This window comes from Microbacterium sp. PI-SA-G, from assembly GCF_057215335.1.
In genome coordinates, this window is sequence record NZ_CM170103.1 from 3,483,256 (window position 1) to 3,498,792 (window position 15,537).

The window sequence follows — 15,537 nt, forward strand, 5'->3', positions numbered from 1 at the left end:
CGTGAGAGCCGCGCCGATTTAGACTCTAACGTAACGTGAGTGTTGTGGGGAAATCAGTGGAAGACGAACACGTGACCGTCGAAACGATGCGGATCGGCGAGGTTGCCGAGCGTACGGCGCTCTCTTTCCGCTCGCTTCGACACTGGGATGACGTGGGGCTCGTGCAGCCGTCCGCACGCACGGAGGGCGGGTTCCGGCTGTACACCGAGAAAGATGTCGAACGCATCCTCATCATCCGCAGGATGAAACCACTCGGGTACACCCTCGACGAGATGCGGGAACTCCTCGACGTTGTCGACGCCCTCACCATCGAGCCGAGCGATATCGCACTGCGCGCCCGGATCGACGACATCCGCGACGGCGCTGACCAGCGTCGCCAGAAACTCACGGAGCAGCTCGCCATGGCCGACGAGTTCGTGCAGCTGCTCGGCCAACTCTAGAGCGGCCAATTTGGTCGGCCCGAGGCCTCAAGTCCGTAATCGATCGGTCCACCGAAAACGATCGTTTCTGGTGGGACCGCCGACGGCCACGTGGAAAGCCTTCCACTAACGGTCCCCGGAACACCCAATCGGCAACCGTTTTCGGCTGAGCGCGCTATGGCCTTGTAAGCGGACCAGTGTGTCTCGCAGGTCGGGGGTGCGAGTGACCCACGAGGCCGTCCCCGTCCCGAAGATGAGAAACAGTGAGGCAAGGGCGACCCTGCGCACTCGAAGCGACGAAACCACGTTCTCCTTCATTGGTTGCACTGTGACAACGTTCCAGCCTAGGTGCCCGCCTAGACCACCCCGGCACGGGCTTGAGGGAACCGCTATCTGATTTTCGTCGATGCTCGGGGGATCACCGTGACGGCTGGAACGCTGGCCTCGGGGACCTTGCCGTCTTTCATCCCGAGAGCGGTGGTGACACGGTGTGCGATGCCGTCGGCTTCCGAAGCGAGGTCGAAGCGGACGCTGCTCAGCGATGGGGCGGTTAAAAGGGCCAGAGGGGTGTCATCGCCGCCGACGACGCCCAGATGATCGGGTACCTGGAGGCCGAGGGCTGTTGCTGCGTTGAGGATGCCGGTGGCCGTGAAATCGTTCCATGCGGCGATGCCGAGCGGGCCGCCGGTGGATGACTGCCACGCGCTCAACTGGTGCTGAATGTTCGCAACGGTGGGTGAGACGACGGCGGATGGTGCCTCGGTCAGCCCGCGAGCGGCGCAGAGCTCGTGGAAAGCGCGGACTCGCGCCTCGAGGAAGGAGGTGTCGCCGGGCTCGCTCGTGGCGAGGTACGCGATGCGAGGGAAGCCTTGCTCGAGGAGGTGGTCGACCTGCGCGCGCACGATGTCGTGCTGGCTGATGCGGGTCGTGTGGGGGTGTCCTGGACGATCGAGGAGCCAGGCGTTGACCTCCGGGACGCCGGTCGCTTCCAGGGTCTGCGCGTCGACGTCGCCCATCGGATCGAGCGTGATCACGCACGCGGCGGAGATCCGACCCAGTACGCGGTCCAGCGAGCCTTGCCACTGCGGGCCCTCGTAGCGAAGGCAGACGAGGCCGCGCTGCGAGACGAGCTGCCCGATCTCATCGAGCAGCAGCTCGATCTGGCTGGTGATCGTCCAATCGGGCAGGAGCAGCAGGACGACATCGCCCCGGCCATTGCGAAGCGCACGGGCGGCAGGGGATCCGATGTAGCCCAGCCGCCTAGCGACCGCCCACACGTGTTCACGCGTGGCGTCGCTCATACGGACGTCCTGACGGTCGTTGAGCACGTAGCTCACCGTCGCGCGGGAGACGCCCGCCTCCTTGGCGACGTCGGCGGTGCGTACTGATGGACCGCTCATGGATTTCCTCCCCGGGCTGCTTGACACGAGTAAACATAGCGTCTTAGAGTGACGGAACGAAGTGCTTGACACGAGTAATCAAAGGAGATTCATGTCAACTCGAACCCGAACCCGCCCCGCCGGAGTAAGTGGCTACGCACACCCCTGGTGGGTCGCGGTCGTTGGCGGTCTCGCCTCGTTCGTCGACGGTGCAGCTCTGGCCGGCAACGGCATCGCCCTGGTGATCTATCAACAGACCATCGGGCTCACCCCCGCAGAGGTAGGCATCCTCACTGCTGTCGTCACCTTCGGGGTTGCCGTCGGTGCGCTTGTCGGTGGCCGACTCGGTGACGTGTACGGGCGGCGGAAGGTCTTCATTGTGACGATGGTCATGATCGTCCTGGGAAGTCTCGGGCCGGTCTTCGGCACGACCTTCCCCGTCATTCTTGCTGGTCTGGTCGTCGTCGGCCTCGGCCTGGGCGCGGATCTACCCGTGTCTCTGGGCGACGATCTCAGAAGCGGCGAACGACCGCAACCGTGGTGCGATGCTTGTGTTCACTCAGCTGCTGTGGCTGTTGGGATCGACCGTGATCATCCTTCTCTCCGCGACCACGGGTGGGATGGGTCGCACGTCGGGGCAGCTTCTGTACGGGCTGGTCGGTGCGGTCGGCCTCGTCGGGCTCGTGCTGCGGTTGACGATCCCCGAGTCGCCGCTGTGGCTGAAGTCGCGCGACGAGCGCCGCGCGGGTATCCACACGGTCCGGGCCGACAAGGCGCGGGTGCGCGATCTGTTCCAGTCGCCGTTCCGGCGCCCGCTGCTGATCCTCGTGGTCTTTTACACCCTGGTGACAACTGCGAACGGCATCCTGACCTCGTTCGCCACGTATATCGCTGTCGGTGTCGCGCAGGTCCCGGTGGCGGAGTTCACCGGGTATCTGCTGATCACGATTCCGGTGATCATCATCGCGCTGGTCGTGTTCATGAAGGTCGTGGACACCCGGTTCCGCATGCCGCTCGTCCTGATCGGCGGCATCCTCGCCGTCATCGCGTACGCGATCCCCGCCGTCGCTGGCATTAGTCTGGCGTCTATCGTGGCGGCCCTCGCTATCTCCGCGCTCGGCGCCACCGGTGCCGGCGAGCCGATCGCCCGGGTCTGGTCGAACGAGAGCTTCCCGACGATGCTGCGCAGCACTGCCCAGGGGTTCATCTTCACCGTCGGCCGTGTCGTGCTGGCGCTGCTCTCCATCGTCACGCCGGTCTTCATCGCCACTGCACCCCAGGCTCTGTTCGCCGTCCTGGCAGCCATGGCGCTCGTAGGAGTGGTCGTCGGCTGGCTTGGATTCCGAGGCGGACGGATCGCGAACGAGTTCCACGACGAGCAGGAGCCCGATGCCGAGTTCGCGGCGGCCCCCGTACCCCAGTCCGCCGCAACCCCCGTGGTGGACGCATAAGCGAACCACCCGCAGCGCAAAAAGCGACAGATCCTTCAAACAAACCCAAATCCTGAGACAACGGAGTACACAATGCCCATCGATCCCATCCTCGCCGGCCTCCTGTCGCAGATGCCCTCCCCGGAGATCATCACCGACCCGGACCAGCACCGCGCCGTCGAGAAGGCGACGAACAACGCCCTCGCTGCCCAGTTCGCAGAGCCCGCCCCGGAAGGAGCGGATCGCAAGCTGGTCGAGATCCCCGTCGAGGGCGGCACCATCGAACTGCACATCTACACCCCGCCCACGCCCGGACCGCACGCGGGCTACCTGTTCTTCTTCGGCGGCGGATTCCGCGGCGGGTCGATCCACTACGACTTCGTCGACATCGCCTGCCGTGAGCGGTGCATCGGCGCAGACACCGTGGTCGTCTCCGTCGGGTACCGTCTCGCTCCCGAGCACCCGTTCCCGACCGGTCACAACGACGGCTACGCCGCCCTGCTGTGGGTGAGCGAGCACGCCGAGGAGCTGGGCATCGAGCCGGAGCGCCTCATCATCGGTGGACAGTCGGCGGGCGGCAACCTCGCCTCCACCGTAGCCCTTCGCGCCCGCGACGAGCAGGGACCTGCCATCGCGCTGCAGGTGCTCGAAATCCCGTCGTTCGATCTGACCTGGGGCTCGGCTCGGCATGAGTACGACACGGGCTACATCCTCGAATTATCCGAGATCGAACAGATCAAGAGCGTCCTGTTCACCGACCCCGCCGACGCCCGAACGCCGTATGCGTCCCCGGTGTTCGCCGAGGACCTCTCGGGCCTGCCGGCCGCCGTGATCCTCACCTCTGAGTACGACCTCACCCGCGACAGTGCAGAGACCTACGCCCGCCGCCTGAAAGAGGCCGGCGTCCCCGTCACCTACAAGATGGCCGAGGGACAGATCCACGCCAGCGCAGCGTTGACCGGACTGCTCGAAGCCGCCCGCACCTGGCGCAGCGACGTCATCACCGCACTGCGTACCGTCAGCGCCAACTGACCTTACGCGCCCGATCTCAAACGAAAGACCGCACATGCCCACCATCACCGTCGCCAACGGCACGACCCTGTTCTACGACACCCTCGGCCCGGTAACCGACAAGCCACTCGTCCTCGTCGAGGGTCTCACCGCCCAGATGGTCAAATGGCGTCCGGAGTTCTGCCAGCTCCTCATCAACGAGGGCTTCCACGTCGTCCGCGTCGACAACCGCGACGTCGGACTGTCCCAGAAGTTCGAGGGTCAGAGCTACACGATCGTCGACATGGCCGACGACATCGCCGGCCTCATCCAGGCCCTGGACATCGCCCCCGCACACGTGGCTGGCCAGTCGATGGGTGGAATGATCGCACAGGAGCTCGCCGTCCACCACCCGGATCTCGTCGCGTCGCTCACCGTCTTCTACACCGCAGCGGCGAACAAGTGGCTACTCCCTCAGGCGTCGGATCGCGAGATCCTCAAGGACCACTCGGGCCTGACCAAGGAGCAGGCCCTCGAGGAGTTCATCGCCGGCGAAATCGCCTGCCGCTCCGCCGCGTACCCGCAGGACATGGACTGGCTCCACGAGCTGGCCGAGATGTCCTACGACCGCGACCCGGTCAAGGGAGGGAACGTCCGGCAAGCCAACGCCGTGTTCACCGCCCCCGACCGGACCGAATCGATTGCCTCGATCACCGCGCCGACGACCATCCTCACCGGAGATTCGGATCTGCTCATCGACTACCGGGCATCCGAAGAGCTGCACGCTCAGATCAAGGGCTCCCGGCTGCGGGTCTTCCCCGGCATGGGGCACGAGATCGTCGAACCGCTGTGGCCGGAGTTCGTCCAAGAGATCACCGACAACGCACGCCGCTTCGAGGCCGGGAAGGTCGTGAACGTCTAAAGCGACGCCGCGACGCTAACGCCCGCACCATACGACCCGGATTCAAAGGAGAGACCGTGTACGACCCCATCACCCCGAGCGCCTCGGCGCCGGTCACCATCCGCCCCGCCGAAACACCAGCAGCCGCAGCCGCTGCACGAGTAGCCGCTGCCGAGGGGTACGTTCGATGACGCGTTCGAAGCACGAGGATCAGCCCATGCGGGCGATGGCTCCGTGGGAGGACGTGGTCCAGGTCGCCGCGGAGATCGACGAACTCACTCGTCGATACTCCGCCGGCGACCTCACCATCGCCTCTGTTCTCTGCGACGACCACGCGCCCGGCGACATCGCCTTCCGGGTGGTGACCGCTGATCTGGAGACCTCCGTGCTCACGTACGGGGAGCTGCGGGAGGAGTCCTCTCGGCTTGCGTCGGCGCTTCGAAACCGCGGCGTCGCCGCGGGCGACCGAGTCGCCGTGCTCATGGGCAAGTCACGGCATCTTCCTGTCGTGTTGCTCGCCATCTGGCGGCTGGGCGCCGTGCACGTTCCGCTGTTCACCGCCTTCGCCGCACCCGCGATCGAGATGCGGGTGCAGGCGAGTGGGGCGAGCCTGCTCATCACCGACCCCGACCAGACGGTCAAGACCGCAGATCTCGACGTCCCGGTGCTTGAGTCCGGGGCATCGCTTCACGAGCTGATCGAGGAGTCCGAGATTCTTGAACACTCGGTGTCCATCGGCCCGGACGGCCCGTTCATTCAGCTGTACACGTCCGGGACGACGGGGACGCCGAAGGGCGTGGGAGTCCCGGGGCGTGCGATCGCCGCGTTCGTCTCCTACATGCGATACGGGCTGCAGGTCACTGACGACGATGTCTTCTGGAACGCCGCGGATCCCGGATGGGCGTACGGGCTCTACTACGCGATCGTCGGGCCGCTCGCCATCGGCCGACCGAACGTGCTTCTCAGCGGGGGGTTCTCCGCCGCCATGACCAAGGCCGTCATCGACACGCTCCAGGTGACGAACTTTGCTGCCGCTCCCACCGTCTACAGGGCGATGAAGGGTGATTCCTCTCCGCTTACGCGGAAGCTGCGGGTCGCGTCGTCGGCGGGCGAACCGCTGACCCCGGATGTCGGGGAGTGGGCGGTCAGCGCGTTGGGGACGGACGTGCGCGACCACTACGGTCAGACCGAGCAAGGCATGGTGATCGTCAACAGTTGGGACCCGCGGCTTCGTCGACCAGTGCAGCCGAAGTCCATGGGACAGGCCCTGCCGGGGTTTGTCGCGGGGACGATCGGCGCGAATATCGCGCTGTCGACCGTCGAGAGTCCGCTGATGTGGTTCACCGGATACGTCGACGATATGAAGAACACCAAGAAGCGGTTCACGAAGGATGGCGCCTGGTACCTCACCGGCGACATCGGCAGGCAGGAGGAGGGTGAGTTCTTCTTCGCGTCCCGAGACGATGACGTGATCCTCGCCGCCGGCTACCGCATCGGCCCCTTTGATATCGAGAGCATCCTCACCACCGACCCCGATGTCGCGGAGGCTGCCGTAGTCGGCCGCCCCGACGACGTCCGCGGCGAGGTCGTAGAGGCTTTCGTGGTGCTCGCAGGGGACGCTTCGCCAGGGGAGGAGATGCAGAAGCGGCTGCAGGATCTGGTGCGACGTGGATACGGCGTGCACGCCTACCCCCGACGCGTCCACGTCGTCGGAGCCCTTCCGAAAACTCCCAGCGGGAAGGTCAAGCGGTTCGTTCTCCGCAACCTGTCGACCGAGGAGCTCGAAGAGATGGTGATCTCGTGAACATCGACGGATCCGTCGCACTCGTCACCGGTGGCGCATCCGGCCTCGGACGCGCCACCGTCGAGCGCTTAGCGTTCGCGGGAGCGATCGTTGTCGCCGTCGACATCGCTGACAACACCGGCACCGCGGTCGAGCCCGACCTCACCGGTCGCGTACATTTGCGCGCCGCCGATGTCAGGAACGAAGACGCGATCCAGGAGGTGGTGAAATTCGCGTCCACCCTGGGTCCGCTGCGCATCGTGGTCAACTGTGCAGGCGTCGTATCCAGTAGCCGCCTGGTCGGTCGAGCGGGTCCGACCAGCCTCGAGGAGTTCCGACGGGTCGTGGAGATCAACCTCCTCGGCACCGTCAACGTCATGCGACTCGCCGCGGCAGAGATGATCGCAGGGCCCCTCCCCGGGGAGGAACGAGGCGTAATCGTCAACACCGCCTCGGTCGCGGCATACGACGGCCAGATCGGGCAGACCGCGTACGCGGCATCCAAAGGCGCCATCGCCAGCATGACCCTGCCCGCCGCACGGGACCTCGCACAGTCGCACATTCGGGTCATGTCGATCGCCCCAGGGATCTTCGAGACTCCGATGCTGATGGGCATGTCGGACGAGGTTCGCGGGTCTCTCGGTGCCCAGGTCCCACACCCCTCACGGTTGGGAAAGGCAGAGGAGTTCGCACACCTCGTCGCGCACATCGTCGAGAACCCGATGCTCAACGGCGAGACGATCCGACTCGACGGGGCCATCCGGATGGCCCCGCGATAGCCGCCGCCGCACGACGCCCCTACGCAACACACGAGAGCCGATACCCGATGTCACAGCCCCACACCACCATGCGCGCGGTGCGCAACACCACCCACGGCGGTCCCCGCCTGCTGGAAGTGCAGCACATCCCGCTACCCACACGCACCGCCGGCGAAGTGCTGGTGGAGGTCCATGCGGCTGGGGTGTCCTATCCAGACGTTTTGCAGTCACGAGGCGAGTACCAGCTCAGGATCCCGCTGCCGTTCACGGTCGGCTGCGAGTTCGCCGGAGTCGTCGTCGAAGCCGACGCCGATAGCGGGTTCACGCCCGGCGACCGGGTCCTCGGAGTCGCGGGCAGCGGCGCTTTCGCGGAGTATGTCGTCACCCCGGAAGACCGCATCTCGCGTCTGCCCGACAACGTGAGCTTCGTCGACGCCGCGGGGATGCCGATCAACGTGTTCAGCGCCGACTTCGCGCTCGTCGAACGCGGCCAGCTGCGCTCCGGCGAGACCGTGCTGATCCACGGAGCAGCCGGCGGACTGGGGGTGGCGCTCATCCAACAGGCCAAACTGCGAGGCGCGACAGTCATCGCCGTCGTGTCCACACCGCAGAAGGCAGAGCTTGCGCGGCGGGTCGGCGCTGACGAAACCATCTCGCCCTACAACTTCCTCGAAGAAGCACACCGACTCACACACGGACGCGGCGTGGACATGGTCCTCGACCCCGTCGGTGGGGAGCGCTTCACCGACTCCCTGCGCGCTCTCGCTACCCGCGGGCGACTGCTGGTCCTCGGATTCACTGGCGGCAGCATCCCCACCGTTCGGGTGAACCGACTGCTGCTGACGAATACGACGATCATCGGTGTCGCCTGGGAAGGCCTCATGCCGGTCTCGAGCGTATCGCTACCTGAACAGTGGACTCGGCTGCTTCCGCACGTTGCAGGCGGGGAGATTGCACCGGTGATCACAGAGGTCGTCCCTCTCGATCATGCAGCGGGGGCCATCGCGGCCCTGGATGAACGCCGGGCCAGCGGGAAGATCGTCCTGACTGTGCGCTGACGGACCTAGGAGCACGAGCCGGATCCGGGCGGTCTGAGGATCCTCCCGCTTGTTGGTGGACTAAAGCCGCGGTCCCACCAGTCGAAAAGCGTTGCCGAGTGCCGATTATGGCGAGCGTTTGCAGCATCGTCTACGAGCCCTCGCGCGTACCCTGCCGATAACGATCGTTTACGGCAGGCTGGTCGACGCCGATAGCCAGGAGTGCGACACGCCGAGGAACAACCCGCCGAAACCCCCTGCCGAAACCGAATTCCGCCGCAACCTCAGCGATACCGTTTTCGGCGGGGCCCATACCTGGTTTTCGGCGGGGTTCCACACCTGGTTTTCGCCCCTACGTGGCGTCAGGTGATGGTCAGTCGATGAGGGCTCGCAAGCAGCCCATGGTCCCGATGAGCCAGTCCAGCGCGTCTATCTGAGATGACCGTTACGGCGTGGTGTCCCACAGGAGCGTGGACTGTCGCGACATCTCTTCTAGCTGTGATGTTAGGACGGTGATTGAAGCGGTTGCGACTCCGACAGCGGGCCATCGAACCACTAGCTCGAGATGATCGACGGTCGGCAACGGCCACAACCATAGCCCCTCACTCGATTCGCACAGCCACAGGTCGCCGCTAGCCCCAGGACGTGTGCGCATCACCGAGAGGCTCGATGGCTTTTCGTTCACGTTCGCGTGGCCGCGGAATAGGGAGTTCGCGAACACCTCTTCACCGTCCGTGATGACGGAGTACTGCAAGCTCTCGCTTCCACCAGGCACAGCCGGTTTGTCGGGGGTCTGCAGGAAGTCACGAATCTTCGCTTGCCACTCATCATCCGTTTCGCCCCAGCGTCGCATCCGTCGCTCGAGCAACAACTCAACGCCCTCGCGGTACACGTGGGCGCCGACGAGAGTGAGGGCGGCCGTCGAGGTCCTCACGATCGAAGCGACGATGGGAAGAATGGCGGGAACAGCATCTTCGGGAGGCTGCCACCACGGCTTCACGTGGTTCCGCCTCTCCGGCGGAGACGGCGTCTGCGGTGAAAGCTCGTGCATGTCGGCAACGGTACGCGATCGAATCGCCTGACAGGAACGATCGTTTCGGAAGAGCGACGGGCGTCAATGACCAGCCGCGCAACTCGCTGAGAATGGATCTGCCACGACCCGAACGCGCCGGCACTTCGGCAAGGCCGTGCTCGGCGCGGCTGTGAGCCCGCTGCTCCAGGAACGGTCGCAGCTCCCCATGCCGCCTGTAGAAGAGACCGTCAGTCTGTGAGGGTTCGAGAGCGTCGGTAGAACGTTGCTCGAGACATACCGAGGTCTCGAGCAACTTGAGCGGCGGGTTGGCCTGCTTCGACGAGGTGGAGAGCGTTGCGGATTTGGCTGTCGGTGATACGTTGTGGCCGGCCGCCGAGGTCGTGGCCGGCGGCTCGTCGTTTGGCGATGGAATCGGTGACGCGTTCGCGTTTGATCTCATGCTCCATCTGAGCGAGCGCCGCCATGATGGTGAAGAGCATCGATCCCATCGGGGTGGATGTGTCGACGCCGCCGCCGCCAAGGTTGAGTACCCGCAGCCCGGCGCCGCGGCTACGCAGCTCGTCTGCGAATGCGAGCATGTTCTGCGTGGAGCGACCGAGCCGGTCCAACGTTGTGATGACCAATGTGTCGCCGGCCTCCAGCGCCGCAAGCGCGAGGTCGAATTGCGGCCGCGACGCGCGCGCGCCCGAGACTCCGCGATCAACATAGAGATCATCTCGACGTATGCCGGCGGCGAGCAGATCCGCTTCTTGCCGGTCGGTGGATTGCTGCCGCGTGGACACTCTCGCATACCCAATGAGCTTCGTCATCTGTGCCGCTTCCTGTCTCGTAACTAACCTCGCGTACCGGTTCGTGAACCAGCGGTTGCGACACGTAGTTATGAGAATTTGATCGGCGCGTGATCACGGCGAGCTCGTCTGGTTCGCGCCGGGTCGAGCGAGACGCCTCGTAAGGCTAGGGATGCGAGACAGCTATCCCAGGGTCCGGCGTCAGGGTTTGGAAAACATCGGCCACGTGCTCGGGGTCGGCGCCTCGAGCGTTCGTCGCGCGCTTGTTGCCCGACGCGTGCCCTCCTGATCTTTGGGACAGCTGGGGGTCGCAGCCTGGCCCTGCGCTGGTAAGGCTGGGTAGTACTAGAGTCGATCCGATGGAGGGTGATGATGGCATACGCGCTTGAGATCGCGACCGCCAATCCCCGGGCTGGTCGGCGCTTCGAGCCCGTCCAGGAACGCGGGCTGCACCAGCATGCGTTAGCCGCCGCCCAGGGCTTGCCTGGAGCAAGCCGCGGTCTCGTGGTCGTTCCTGAATTTGCTGGACCATTCGGAATCCCGGACTTCACGGCCTACGTGGGCAACCTCGACCTCATACGGCGTCGTCATCGTCTCGACGTCGCTCCGGTTCTCAATGAGTTGGAGGCAGGCCTGGTTTCGTCAGCGCATGTGCGCCGCGCATTGAGCGCTGCGCATCTCGCCAGGGCTCAAGGGTGGCCCGTGGCTGCGATTACGGACCGACTCAAGGGTCTTGTTCGGCGCGGCGCCCTGATCGAGGTCGGAGCCGATCGCTACGTGCGTCCCGATGCGCTGGAGCCCGGGGGGCGGCTATACGCCATCGAGGCAAAGGTGGAGGATTGGCGTTCAGCGCTTCGACAAGTGCGCACCTACGGCGTTTGGGCCGACAGCTACGTCTTGGTTATGGGACAGATCTCCGCTCGCGCCCAGACTGCCCTTGAAGCCGAGGTCGTCCACGACCGTGGTGGCCTCATGGTTGCGGGGCGTTGGGCTGTTCGACCTCGGCTTGGGCACACCGCGGCGCGGCGGCGCGTTCAGTCCTGGGAGCTCTTTACAGCAGCGACTCGGGCGGGCCTATACGATCCAGCCCTCGCTGTGCCCGTACATGCGTAACCCCTGCTGATAGGCGTTCACCCAGAGATTGGAGCGGTCGCGCAAGCCGGTCGCAGCTTGGACCGCTGCCCAGTTCGTGGACGCTTCGGTGTACATACGGTCTAACTCGTCGTAACGCTGGCGGTAGGAGTGCCCAACCCCCTGGATGCGCCGAATCGCGCCATCGAGCTGAGCAACGTGGTGCTGGAAAGCTCCCTCCGCGTTCGGTACGGGTGCAACCCCACCCAGCCGCGTCGACAGCGCCGCGTCCTGCTGCTGGAGCAACGCGCCGTCCGTCTTGCGGTCAAGCGTCCCGAGGAGGCCGAGGAAGCTGGGGCGCTCGTACCAACTCGCTTGCCCCGTCGTCTCGGGTCGTGGCGCGTAGTCCGCGTACGACACGACGCGCTGGCGCTTGTCCCACCCTGTGCCGACTGTGGTTGCGCCCGCCGCAACCGCAGGGAGAGCGGCAAAGTCGCCGTGCGAGACGTGTACGGGAGCGTACTCGCTAAGCGCCCGCACAGAGCGACAGATGCCGTAGACCTCTTCCGCAGTGAGCTTCGGGGGTAGTTCGTTATCCGGCTGCACAAAGGAGATGAACCAGCCTTGGGGAGCAAGTGCCGCGAGTGCTCCTACGTGGGCATCGAGGTCATGTCCGTCTCTCCAGAAAGTTCCAACGCCTGCGACGGTGAACCAGGTTGTCGGCTGGAGTTCCAGGGCCACCCGAGCTGTGTCGAGCGCAAGCGTGCTGACGTTGTTGAGTCCGGACGGAAGCAGAGGAGCGGGCGCGACCAGTGGGACGCCTAGTTCCGTCTGATGCTTGAACACTCGGCGCACGTGTTCGCGCCGATAGGCATCCTGAGTAAGGTCCCCGACCGGCCCGCCCCAGAGGTTGTACTCCGCGTAATACCGAAAGTCACCCACGCCAGGCATTTGGAGTGCGTGAGTGGTCGCATCGAACCACACGGCCACCCCGGCGTCGCGCAGCTCGCGAACGCGGTTTTCGACTCCCGGTTTTAGACCAGGCCCGCCGCGGTGAACGTAGGGTGTCGCCCATGGCGTGATCACAGCACCCGTTGCTGTGCCCGCTTGGTGGGCCCGTGTAATCCAGCCAGCCTGAAATGAGCGGGGGCTGTCCTCGATGAACGTGGTCACGGGGTCGCCTCCAGTGCATCGCGCAACGCGGCGGCATTTCGAAATCGTCGTGCGGGTTGCGGGTGCAAGGCCCGGTGAACCAGTTCGACTTGTTCGGTTGACAAGTCCGCTCTGTGCGTGCCGAGTGGAATCATGGCTCCGCTGCGCAGACGGGTCATGTATTCGTTATCGTTGCCGGTCCATGGGTACGGGGAGACGCCACTCAACGCCGTATATATGAGGATGCCAACCTGGAACACATCCGACATCTGCATGGGACCGCCGCTGTAGCTATTCAGGTGCTCCGGCGTGAGGTAGCCCCTTGTTCCCGGCTGGCCCGCAACCGTCAGACCTGACCGGAGCGTATGGCGTGCGAACCCGAAATCAAGCACTTTATACGTGCCATTGCTCAGGCGGCGCACGTTGTTGGCGCTCAGGTCACGGTGAATGACGGACTTCTCGTGGCCCGCAGCTAAGCCGTTGGCCACCTGGATGCCCATGGCCTTCGTGTCGGCCCACGACCACGGGGTGTTCCCAATCAGGTTTCCCAGGTCGTCGCCATCAAGATACTCCTCGATCCAGGCTGCCGCGTGCACGGGAATACCCAGCTCCATTAGCTCGGACTCGACCTTGACCACATTGGGGTTGTCGATGCTCGCGAGGAGTTGCACCTCCCTCTCTGCGCGCTTCAAAGTCTCGTCGGTAGTGAACTCGAGAGCCACAACCTTGAGTACGAGCGTCCGCCCATCTCGCGAGACGCGGTGCACAGCTTTCTGGCCACCGACAGCACCTATTGGCCCTTCATCGGTCAGGCCAAGCGCTGCGACTGCTTCCTCTACGAGCTGGTCATCTGCGACAGTCATGGCTTGAACCTATCGAGCCAGGGCTAAGGTTTGGACTCGGCGGTCTCGTGCGGCGTGTCGAGCCTCGTCTTCAAGCCCTGTCACCGCGTTGCTGACCTAAAGATCACCAAGCAGGTGTCGGACTTGCTACAGGCTCCACACACACGCGAGTGAAAGCGGCAATATCCTGGCGGCTCAGAAGTCAAAGAGAGGCACGGCAGTATTCTCAATCACCGCGTCTGCCTGGGTGTACGGTCTCATGATCGGAGGAAGCTTCGCGATTTTACCCGCGAGCAGTTCTGTAATGGTGAGGATCTGCAGCGTCGGATACGGGTTGCCTACTGGGTCGGGGAAGGTCGGTGCCTGGTCTGCGTACTTCCGCATCCCGGTCGTTGGCTCCCAGAGTGTTATCAAAATGCCCGCCTCAGCAACACGGTCCCTGTGAACCGTGCCCTCGAGGTCGCGAAGCATCGCGGGGTTGAGTTGCTTGCCGCCTTTCACGCTGACGACGGCGTGACCCGGCTTCAAGCGTTTCCCCTTGTAGAACCGGACGAGGCCGTCATGGCCGCTGTCTCCACCCGGCTTGTCCTTCGGAGTTCCGTGCACGAGCGAAACTGCCCAGCGCTCGAACTCGAAGTGCGACTTCTCGAAGAGGGCGTGAGCGGCGGCGAGGTCATGAGGGATCCCAAGAATCTCGTAGGTGCCTTCGACGTCGTCGAATACGTCCGCCAGACGATTCCTAATGAGGTCGATCGCAATGAACGTGATGTCGATGCCGATCCATCGCCGCCCGAGCTTCTGGGCCGCTGCAATGGTCGTGCCACATCCGCAGAACGGGTCGAGCACAACACCGTCCGGGGGGGCATGAGGCCCTGATGATGCGTTCCAGGAGGCCCACCGGTTTCTGCGTCGGGTAGCCGAGCCGCTCAGGGGAAGTCGGACCCAGATACATCACATCTTCGTCGATTGCGGCGTCCGTGCCCCAGAGCGCTCCAGCTGTCCCCGGCTGATAAGCCCAGATGTCGCCGGCGGAGGTGCCGTCTGTGGGCTTCAAGTACCGGACCGGTTCCGGCCAGGCTTTCCCTGCCGTGATCTCGATCAGTCCGGCTTGAAAGGCAGCTTCAAGCTTGTCGAGTACGCCGAGCGCTGCGAAAGTCGCGGGCATCTGCTCGCTGACGAAGCCGGGAATCGCCCAGTGACGATTCTTTACGGAGGGATCGAACCCCCGCCACTCCTTGCCGGACTCTCCTCCTGAAACGCCAGGACCAGTGAGCACGTTCCCACCCGATGTGAACTTCCATCCCTGAGCGTCATGCGTGTAGCGACTCTCGACGTGCTGGCGAGAATACGGCCGAGTGAGCGGCTTGAAGTACGCGGCTGCGGTCTTCGTATAGAACAGGATGACGTCATGAACGGGACCGAATGAGTTGCGCGGACTGTGCGCGCCCGTGCGTCGCCAGATGATCTCGTTGCGAAACATGGTCGGCCCAAAGATCGCGTCCAGCATGACCTTCAGGTAATGGGAGGCCGTGGGATCGCAATGCAGGTACAGAGAACCTGTGTCCTTGAGGACTCGATGCAGCTCTACGAGCCGGGGTGCCATCGCGACCATGTAGGCGGTGAGGGGAGATTCCCTCGCAAGCGCTCGTACCGCGGTGAGGCACTCGGCTGCCAGGGGGGAAGCCCCCCGCCGTTGACGAGCTGGTCGTATGTGGCGGATGTCTCGGGAGTCCAGCGCCAGGTGTCATCGAAAGCCTGGATCTGCGCCGTCGCGTCTCCAGCGTTAGCGAAGCTGACGTTATAGACAGCGTTGCTGTTGAAGGGCGGGTCTAGGTATATAAGGTCGACGGACGCCGAGTCCATCTTCCGTACTGTGCGGGACCGGGATGCTCGGGCGCGAGACGGTACTCGACCGCGACGCCGACCACGCCGTGCCGTTCAAGATTGTCTCCGT

At 64.5% G+C, this 15,537-nt stretch carries 14 protein-coding genes and 1 pseudogene; 8 read left to right on the forward strand and 7 right to left on the reverse strand.

What is annotated here, in order from left to right:
• The first annotated feature begins 71 nt into the window (after positions 1 to 71).
• Entirely contained in the window at positions 72 to 440 is a 369-nt protein-coding gene (locus tag AC2D10_RS17240) for a MerR family transcriptional regulator (protein WP_484709374.1), read from the forward strand.
• A gap of 368 nt (positions 441 to 808) precedes the next feature.
• Here AC2D10_RS17240 and AC2D10_RS17245 read toward each other — a convergent pair whose 3' ends face one another.
• Positions 809 to 1,819 (reverse strand): LacI family DNA-binding transcriptional regulator, encoded by a 1,011-nt coding sequence (locus AC2D10_RS17245; RefSeq protein ID WP_484709375.1) that lies wholly within the window; start codon positions 1,817 to 1,819, stop codon positions 809 to 811.
• 91 nt (positions 1,820 to 1,910) lie between these two features.
• Between AC2D10_RS17245 and AC2D10_RS17250 the strand changes: the two are divergent.
• From AC2D10_RS17250 to AC2D10_RS17280, 7 genes and pseudogenes are all read left to right on the forward strand, one after another.
• A pseudogene (locus AC2D10_RS17250) lies at positions 1,911 to 2,270 on the forward strand (MFS transporter); the annotation flags it as partial.
• Positions 2,245 to 3,249: an MFS transporter gene (locus AC2D10_RS17255; protein WP_484709377.1), complete on the forward strand. Its 1,005-nt coding sequence runs from the start codon at positions 2,245 to 2,247 to the stop codon at positions 3,247 to 3,249. The pseudogene AC2D10_RS17250 and the gene AC2D10_RS17255, both read left to right, overlap by 26 nt.
• A gap of 72 nt (positions 3,250 to 3,321) precedes the next feature.
• The gene (locus AC2D10_RS17260; protein WP_484709379.1) at positions 3,322 to 4,260 is read left to right on the forward strand and encodes an alpha/beta hydrolase; all 939 of its coding nucleotides are present in this window, start codon (positions 3,322 to 3,324) and stop codon (positions 4,258 to 4,260) included.
• A gap of 34 nt (positions 4,261 to 4,294) precedes the next feature.
• A complete protein-coding gene (locus tag AC2D10_RS17265; protein WP_484709380.1) occupies positions 4,295 to 5,140 on the forward strand; it encodes an alpha/beta fold hydrolase in 846 nt (281 codons plus the stop codon).
• A 166-nt stretch (positions 5,141 to 5,306) separates the two neighbouring features.
• Positions 5,307 to 6,923, forward strand: a complete 1,617-nt coding sequence (locus AC2D10_RS17270; RefSeq protein ID WP_484709382.1) for an AMP-binding protein — start codon at positions 5,307 to 5,309, stop codon at positions 6,921 to 6,923.
• A complete protein-coding gene (locus AC2D10_RS17275; RefSeq protein WP_484709384.1) occupies positions 6,920 to 7,681 on the forward strand; it encodes an SDR family NAD(P)-dependent oxidoreductase in 762 nt (253 codons plus the stop codon). The genes AC2D10_RS17270 and AC2D10_RS17275 overlap by 4 nt, the downstream gene beginning before the upstream one ends.
• A gap of 47 nt (positions 7,682 to 7,728) precedes the next feature.
• Complete coding sequence (locus AC2D10_RS17280; RefSeq protein WP_484709386.1) at positions 7,729 to 8,718, forward strand: NADPH:quinone oxidoreductase family protein; 990 nt, start codon at positions 7,729 to 7,731, stop codon at positions 8,716 to 8,718.
• A gap of 424 nt (positions 8,719 to 9,142) precedes the next feature.
• Here AC2D10_RS17280 and AC2D10_RS17285 read toward each other — a convergent pair whose 3' ends face one another.
• From AC2D10_RS17285 to AC2D10_RS17310, 6 genes are all read right to left on the reverse strand, one after another.
• Positions 9,143 to 9,697: a hypothetical protein gene (locus tag AC2D10_RS17285; protein ID WP_484709387.1), complete on the reverse strand. Its 555-nt coding sequence runs from the start codon at positions 9,695 to 9,697 to the stop codon at positions 9,143 to 9,145.
• Between the two features lie 260 nt (positions 9,698 to 9,957).
• Positions 9,958 to 10,539, reverse strand: a complete 582-nt coding sequence (locus AC2D10_RS17290) for a recombinase family protein (protein WP_484709389.1) — start codon at positions 10,537 to 10,539, stop codon at positions 9,958 to 9,960.
• A 1,053-nt stretch (positions 10,540 to 11,592) separates the two neighbouring features.
• Entirely contained in the window at positions 11,593 to 12,762 is a 1,170-nt protein-coding gene (locus AC2D10_RS17295; protein ID WP_484709390.1) for a hypothetical protein, read from the reverse strand.
• The gene (locus tag AC2D10_RS17300) at positions 12,759 to 13,604 is read right to left on the reverse strand and encodes a serine/threonine-protein kinase (RefSeq protein ID WP_484709392.1); all 846 of its coding nucleotides are present in this window, start codon (positions 13,602 to 13,604) and stop codon (positions 12,759 to 12,761) included. The genes AC2D10_RS17295 and AC2D10_RS17300 overlap by 4 nt, the downstream gene beginning before the upstream one ends.
• Positions 13,605 to 13,778: 174 nt before the next feature.
• Positions 13,779 to 14,429: a DNA methyltransferase gene (locus tag AC2D10_RS17305; protein WP_484709393.1), complete on the reverse strand. Its 651-nt coding sequence runs from the start codon at positions 14,427 to 14,429 to the stop codon at positions 13,779 to 13,781.
• Positions 14,323 to 15,195, reverse strand: coding sequence for a DNA methyltransferase (locus AC2D10_RS17310; protein ID WP_484709394.1), 873 nt, complete (start codon positions 15,193 to 15,195; stop codon positions 14,323 to 14,325). The genes AC2D10_RS17305 and AC2D10_RS17310 overlap by 107 nt, the downstream gene beginning before the upstream one ends.
• Positions 15,196 to 15,537 lie beyond the last annotated feature (342 nt).